Source organism: Streptomyces sp. NPDC042002 (genome assembly GCF_055588305.1).
Genome location: NZ_JBVJCT010000017.1, coordinates 139,925 through 145,719 on the forward strand (window position 1 = coordinate 139,925; position 5,795 = coordinate 145,719).

4 protein-coding genes are annotated in these 5,795 nt (G+C 72.6%); 1 reads left to right on the forward strand and 3 read right to left on the reverse strand.

What is annotated here, in order from left to right; all coding sequences use genetic code 11:
• Positions 1-118: 118 nt before the first annotated feature.
• From ACZ6KY_RS24655 to ACZ6KY_RS24665, 3 genes are all read right to left on the reverse strand, one after another.
• Positions 119-1,204: a mechanosensitive ion channel family protein gene (locus ACZ6KY_RS24655; RefSeq protein WP_469312446.1), complete on the reverse strand. Its 1,086-nt coding sequence runs from the start codon at positions 1,202-1,204 to the stop codon at positions 119-121.
• 307 nt (positions 1,205-1,511) lie between these two features.
• Complete coding sequence (locus tag ACZ6KY_RS24660) at positions 1,512-2,276, reverse strand: crotonase/enoyl-CoA hydratase family protein (RefSeq protein ID WP_469312447.1); 765 nt, start codon at positions 2,274-2,276, stop codon at positions 1,512-1,514.
• A 198-nt stretch (positions 2,277-2,474) separates the two neighbouring features.
• A complete protein-coding gene (locus ACZ6KY_RS24665) occupies positions 2,475-3,458 on the reverse strand; it encodes a lysylphosphatidylglycerol synthase transmembrane domain-containing protein (RefSeq protein ID WP_469312473.1) in 984 nt (327 codons plus the stop codon).
• Between the two features lie 276 nt (positions 3,459-3,734).
• Between ACZ6KY_RS24665 and ACZ6KY_RS24670 the strand changes: the two genes are divergently transcribed.
• Positions 3,735-5,666, forward strand: a complete 1,932-nt coding sequence (locus tag ACZ6KY_RS24670) for an ABC transporter ATP-binding protein (RefSeq protein ID WP_469312474.1) — start codon at positions 3,735-3,737, stop codon at positions 5,664-5,666.
• Positions 5,667-5,795 lie beyond the last annotated feature (129 nt).

A 5,795-nucleotide genomic window follows, 5' to 3' on the forward strand; every position in this document is an offset into this window, starting at 1 on the left:
ACTCCCACTCCTGAGTCGTTGGTGGGAGAGAACACGGGGGATGCGGGCGCCGCCCCCCCCCCCCCCCCCCCCCCCCCCCCCCCCCCCGCCCGTTCCCAGGTCGCCAACGGGCCCGTTCTCAGGGCCGTTTCGCCGCCTCGCGCTGATGGGGGATGGCGGTCTCCAGGAAGCCCGTGCCGCCGGGCTGGAGCGCGACCGTCCTGGCGGGCGACGGAATCCGGATGCCCTCGTCGCGGTAGCGCTTGTGCAGGCGCTTGATGAACTCGTGCTTGATCCGGTACTGGTCGCTGAACTCGCCCACGCCGAGGATCACGGTGAGGCCGATGCGGGAGTCGCCGAAGGTGTGGAAACGCACGGCGGGTTCGTGCTCCGGCACGGCGCCGACGATCCCGGTCATCACCTGGGCGACGACCTCGTTGGTGACCCGCTCGACGTGGTCCAGGTCGCTGTCGTAGCCGACGCCGACCTGCACGGTGAGCGTCATCCGCTGCTCGGGCCGGGTGAAGTTGGTCATGTTGGTGCCCGAGAGCTGGGCGTTGGGGATGATGACCAGGTTGTTGGAGAGCTGACGGACCGTGGTGTTGCGCCAGTTGATGTCGACGACGTACCCCTCCTCGCCGCTGCTCAGCTGGATGTAGTCGCCCGGCTGGATCGTCTTCGACGCGAGGATGTGCACGCCCGCGAAGAGGTTGGCGAGGGTGTCCTGGAGGGCGAGGGCGACGGCCAGACCGCCCACACCCAAGGCCGTCAGCAGGGGCGCGATCGAGATCCCGAGGGTCTGTAGGACGATCAGGAAGCCGATCGCCAGCACCACGACCCGGGTGATGTTGACGAAGATGGTGGCCGAACCGGCGACGCCCGAACGGGACTGGGTCACCGACCGGACCAGGCCGGTGATCAGCCGGGCCGCGGTGACCGTCGTGACCAGGATGAGCAGGACGGTCAGTGACCGGTTGACGGTGCGGCCGACGGGCGCGGTCAGCGGAAGCACCGCCGCCGCCGCGGCGATGCCCCCGGCGACGGCCGACCACGGCACCACGGTGCGCAGCGCGTCCACCATGACGTCGTCGCCGCTCCAGCGGGTGCGTTCGGCGTGCTTGCCCAGCCAGCGCAGCAGCATCCGCAGCAGGAACGCCGCCAGCAGCCCGGCCGCCACGGCTATCCCGGCGATCATCAGGTCGTCCACGGTGACGGAGCGCTTCATCGATGACCTCCTCGGGAGCCGGGACCGGGGTGAGGGCCCACGGGCCGAATGTGCTGTGTCGTCACTTGCCACCTGCTCGAATCCGGGAACGCGCGATCTTGCCCGGACGGATGTTCGTCATCGCCCGGGGAGACCGCTCATCCTGCCGCATCCCCGTACCCCTCCGTCACCAGCCCTGCGCCCGACCGCCCTTGACGCCCTTCCCGGCCAACTGCCCTGGCCGGGAAGGGCAGACAGGGGGGCGCGAGTCTTAGTCACGGCCTTTGCCGGACAAGGTCCGTTATCGGAGAGGGCGTCGGCCCCGGGGTCACGGTCCGTCGAACGAACCGTGCCGCCCCGCGCCGGAGGCGAAGCGGGCCGCGCCCTCCATGCTCTCGTCCAGCACGCCCATGCCGTACCGGAGTTCGGTCCGCATCGCCTCCTTCTCGATCAGTCCCTCCTGGTCGAGGACCGAGGCACGGTCGCTGCGCAGACAGGACTGCGGGAAGTCGGCGATCTCGGCGGCCAGCCGCTCGGCCTCGGCGCGGGCCCGGCCGACCGGGACGAGACGGTTGGCGAGCCCCATCTCGTACGCCTCCGGAGCGGTGACGGGGCGACCGGTGAGGATCATGTCCATCGCGCGGCTCATGCCGATGAGCCGGGGGAGCCGTACCGTGCCCCCGTCGATCAGCGGGACACCCCAGCGGCGGCAGAACACCCCGAAGACGGCGTCCTCCTCGGCGACCCGCAGATCGCACCAGAGCGCCAGCTCCAGACCGCCGGCCACGGCGTGTCCCGCGACCGCCGCGATCACCGGCTTGGTCAGGCGCAGCCGGGTCGGACCCATCGGCCCGTCACCGTCCTCGGCGACCTCGTTCCCGTGCTCGGTGCCGATCGCCTTGAGGTCCGCGCCCGCGCAGAAGGTGCCGCCCTCGCCCCAGAGCACGGCGACGCGCGCCGTCTCGTCGGCCTCGAACTTCCGGAAGGAGTCCGCGAGTTCGGCGGCGGTCGGCCCGTCCACCGCGTTGCGGGCCGCGGGCCGGGAGAGGACGACGGTGGTGACGTGACCCTGACGTTCGATCCGGACCGGCATCGCGCTGTCCCTTTCTGCGGCCGGCGCGCCTCACCGCACGCCGTGGTTACTCCTCGGTATCACAGCGCGCGGCGGAACGCACGACCTGCGGCGGAAAGGCCCGGCCGTGACGCCGTGGCGCCGTGACGCCCGGATCCCGGGCCGAGCACACCGCGCGAGCCGGAGCGAGCGGACAGGCCCGGTTCGGACAGGCCCCGCTCAGATCACCTTGTAGCGGAGCAGCGCGCCCAGCGTCAGCGCGCCCGGGAGGAGCGGCACCCAGACCGTGATGATCCGGTACGCCAGGACCACCGCGGTCGCCACGGCCACCGGTCCGCCCGCGGCGACCAGCGCCACGATCAGCGCCGCCTCCACCGAACCGAGTCCGCCGGGCGTCGGCACCATCGCGACCGCGATCGTCGCCGCCAGGTAGGCGATCATCATGTGCGTGGGCGACACCGGAAGGCCCAGCGCCCGCCCCACCGCGGCCAGTCCGGCCGCCTGGAGCAGCGGGAAGGCGAGCGAGCCGCCCCACAGGGCGAAGGCCCGGGACGGACGGGTGTGCACCGAGCGGGCCTCGCCGAGCGCGGTGCGCAGGAAGGAGAAGACGGCCGCGCGCAGTCGTCGTACGAGAACGAGCACCGCCACCGCGGCGCACAGGGCCACGCCGATGCCGAGCAGCAGCGGCCCGACCGCCCCGTGCGGAAGCAGACCGCCGACCTGAAGCGCTCCGGGGAAGGCGATCAGCAGGCCGAGGAGCAGGGTCAGCCGGGCGACCGACTCGGCGAGCACATACAGCGCGAGCGCGGCCGACGAGCGGGCCAGCGGCACCCCGCACACCGTCATGAACCGCAGGTTGACCGCACCGGCGCCGAGCCCCGTCGGCAGCAGATGGTTCGCCGCGCCCGCGGCGAACTGCGTGGCGAGCAGCCGGCGAGCGGGCAGCCGTTCCATCACCGCGCCCTGGCGGGTCACGGCCGCGGCCACCCAGGTCAGGCAGGTCGCGGCGGCCGCGGCCACGAGCCACGGCCACTCGGCCGACCTCAGCTGCCCGAAGCCCTCCATGAGCACGGACCGGTGGCGCACGGCCACCACCAGGACCAGGGCCAGCGGGAGCAGGCACAGGACCGGCCGGACGGCGGGCCGCAGGGTGAGGCGGCGGGGGAACCGGGGCAGAGCCCGGGGAAGTCGTACGGCTGTCACATCGGGAGAGGTTTTCCACACCGCACCAACGTGAGGTTGCGGGCGCGGAGACGGCGGCTGACACGCCGGGCAAGCTGCGGGAGGGGTGGCCCTCGGGTGCCCGCTGCCGACCCTGGTTTTCACCTCGATGCCGACCGTCGTGGGGACCCTGGTGTTCACCCCGGTGTCGGCCGCGGTGCCGGCCCCGGTCGTGACGAGGGGCCGCCCGCGCGGGCGCTCCCGCCCGGGCCCGTTGACCTCAACAAAGCTTGAGGTCCTACTGTCTCTCCCATGAGCATGGAGACCACCGCCTGGACACAGTTGCACAGTGTCATGAACGCCCAGCGAGAGCGCCGTCCCTTCGACCCCGCGACGCTTCGCCGCATCGCCGCCTTCGCCCGTCCGCATCGCCGTCGTATCCGGCAGTTCGTCCTCCTCAGTGTGCTGTCCGCGCTGCTGGCCGTCGCGACGCCGGTGCTCGCGGGGCACGTCGTGGACGCCATCGTGACCCACGGGGACGAGAGCACCGTCATCCGTCTTGCCGTGCTCATCGCCGTCATCGCGCTCGCCGACGCGGCGCTCGGGATCCTGGGCCGCTGGCTCTCTTCGACGCTCGGCGAGGGACTCATCCTCGATCTGCGGACGGCTGTCTTCGATCATGTGCAGCGCATGCCGGTCGCGTTCTTCACACGTACACGTACGGGCGCGCTCGTCAGTCGACTCAACAACGACGTCATCGGCGCCCAGCGCGCCTTCAGCAACACCCTGTCCGGAGTCGTCGGCAATGTGGTGACCCTGCTGCTCACCCTGGTCGTGATGCTCACCCTGTCCTGGCAGATCACCCTGCTCGCGCTGGTCCTGCTGCCGGTGTTCGTGCTCCCCGCCCGGCGGACGGGCAGCCGGATGGCCAGGCTCCAGCGGGAGGCCGCCGACCTCAACGCCTCCATGGGCACCCGCATGACCGAGCGCTTCTCCGCGCCCGGCGCCACCCTCGTCAAGCTCTTCGGGCGGCCCGGGGAGGAGTCCGCCGAGTTCGCGGAGCGCGCGTCGCGGGTCCGGGACATCGGGGTGCGTACGGCGATGGCGCAGTCCGCCTTCATCACCGCGCTGACACTGGTGTCGGCCCTGGCGCTCGCCCTCGTCTACGGGCTCGGCGGCTGGTTCGCCCTGCGGGGCACGCTCCAGCCGGGCGCCGTCGTCTCCCTGGCGCTGCTGCTCACCCGCCTGTACGCGCCGCTCACCTCGCTCGCCGGGGCGCGCGTCGAGGTGATGAGCGCACTCGTCAGCTTCGAGCGCGTCTTCGAGGTGCTCGACCTGAAGCCGCTCATCGAGGAGAAGCCGGACGCCCGCGCGGTCCCGGACGGGCCCGCCGCCGTCGAGTTCGACGACGTCCGCTTCGCCTATCCTTCCGCCGACAAGGTCTCCCTCGCCTCCCTGGAGGAGGTCGCCGCCCTCGACACCCGGGGCGGCGCCGAGGTCCTGCACGGCATCTCCTTCCGCGCCGAACCCGGCCAGACCGTCGCCCTCGTCGGCTCCTCCGGCGCCGGCAAGTCGACCATCGCGCAACTCCTGCCGCGCCTGTACGACACCGACGGGGGCGCCGTGCGCATCGGCGGGGTCGACGTCCGCGAGCTCAGCGCCGCGTCGATGCGCGCCACCCTCGGCATGGTCACGCAGGACGGCCACCTCTTCCACGACTCCGTCCGAGAGAACCTGCTCCTCGCCCGGCCGGGCGCGACCGAGGACGAGCTGTGGGACGTGCTGCGCCGCGCCCGCCTCGACGAGCTCGTACGGTCCCTGCCCGACGGCCTCGACACCGTGGTCGGCGAACGCGGCTACCGGCTCTCCGGCGGCGAGCGCCAGCGCATGACCATCGCCCGGCTGCTGCTCGCCCGCCAGCGGGTCGTCATCCTCGACGAGGCCACCGCCCACCTCGACAACACCTCGGAGGCGGCCGTCCAGGAGGCGCTCACCGAGGCGCTGGAGGGCCGTACCGCCCTCGTGATCGCGCACCGGCTCTCGACGGTGCGGGCCGCCGACCTGATCCTCGTGGTCGAGGCGGGCCGGATCGTCGAGCGGGGCACCCACGAGGACCTGCTCGCGGCGGACGGGCGCTACGCGGAGCTGTACCGGACGCAGTTCAGGACCGGACGGGAGGACGCGGCGGAGATCCCGGGCACCGATATCCCGGCCGTTGATGTCCCGGTCACGGTGGACGCGCTGCCGTAGGCGCGGGGTGGAGCAGCCGAGTGGGGGGCCGCCCCCCCCCCCCGGGCGTCCCCCCCCCCCCCCCCCCCTGCAACCCCCTCCCCCTTCCCCCTCCTGTAACCCCCCCGAAGCGGGAACCGCGGGCTCCCG

Bases quoted from the DNA above. Each gene is read 5' to 3' on its own strand.
- ACZ6KY_RS24655 (WP_469312446.1), bottom strand. From the start codon at position 1,204: ATGAAGCGCTCCGTCACCGTGGACGACCTGATGATCGCCGGGATAGCC.
- ACZ6KY_RS24660 (WP_469312447.1), bottom strand. From the start codon at position 2,276: ATGCCGGTCCGGATCGAACGTCAGGGTCACGTCACCACCGTCGTCCTC.
- ACZ6KY_RS24670 (WP_469312474.1), top strand. From the start codon at position 3,735: ATGGAGACCACCGCCTGGACACAGTTGCACAGTGTCATGAACGCCCAG.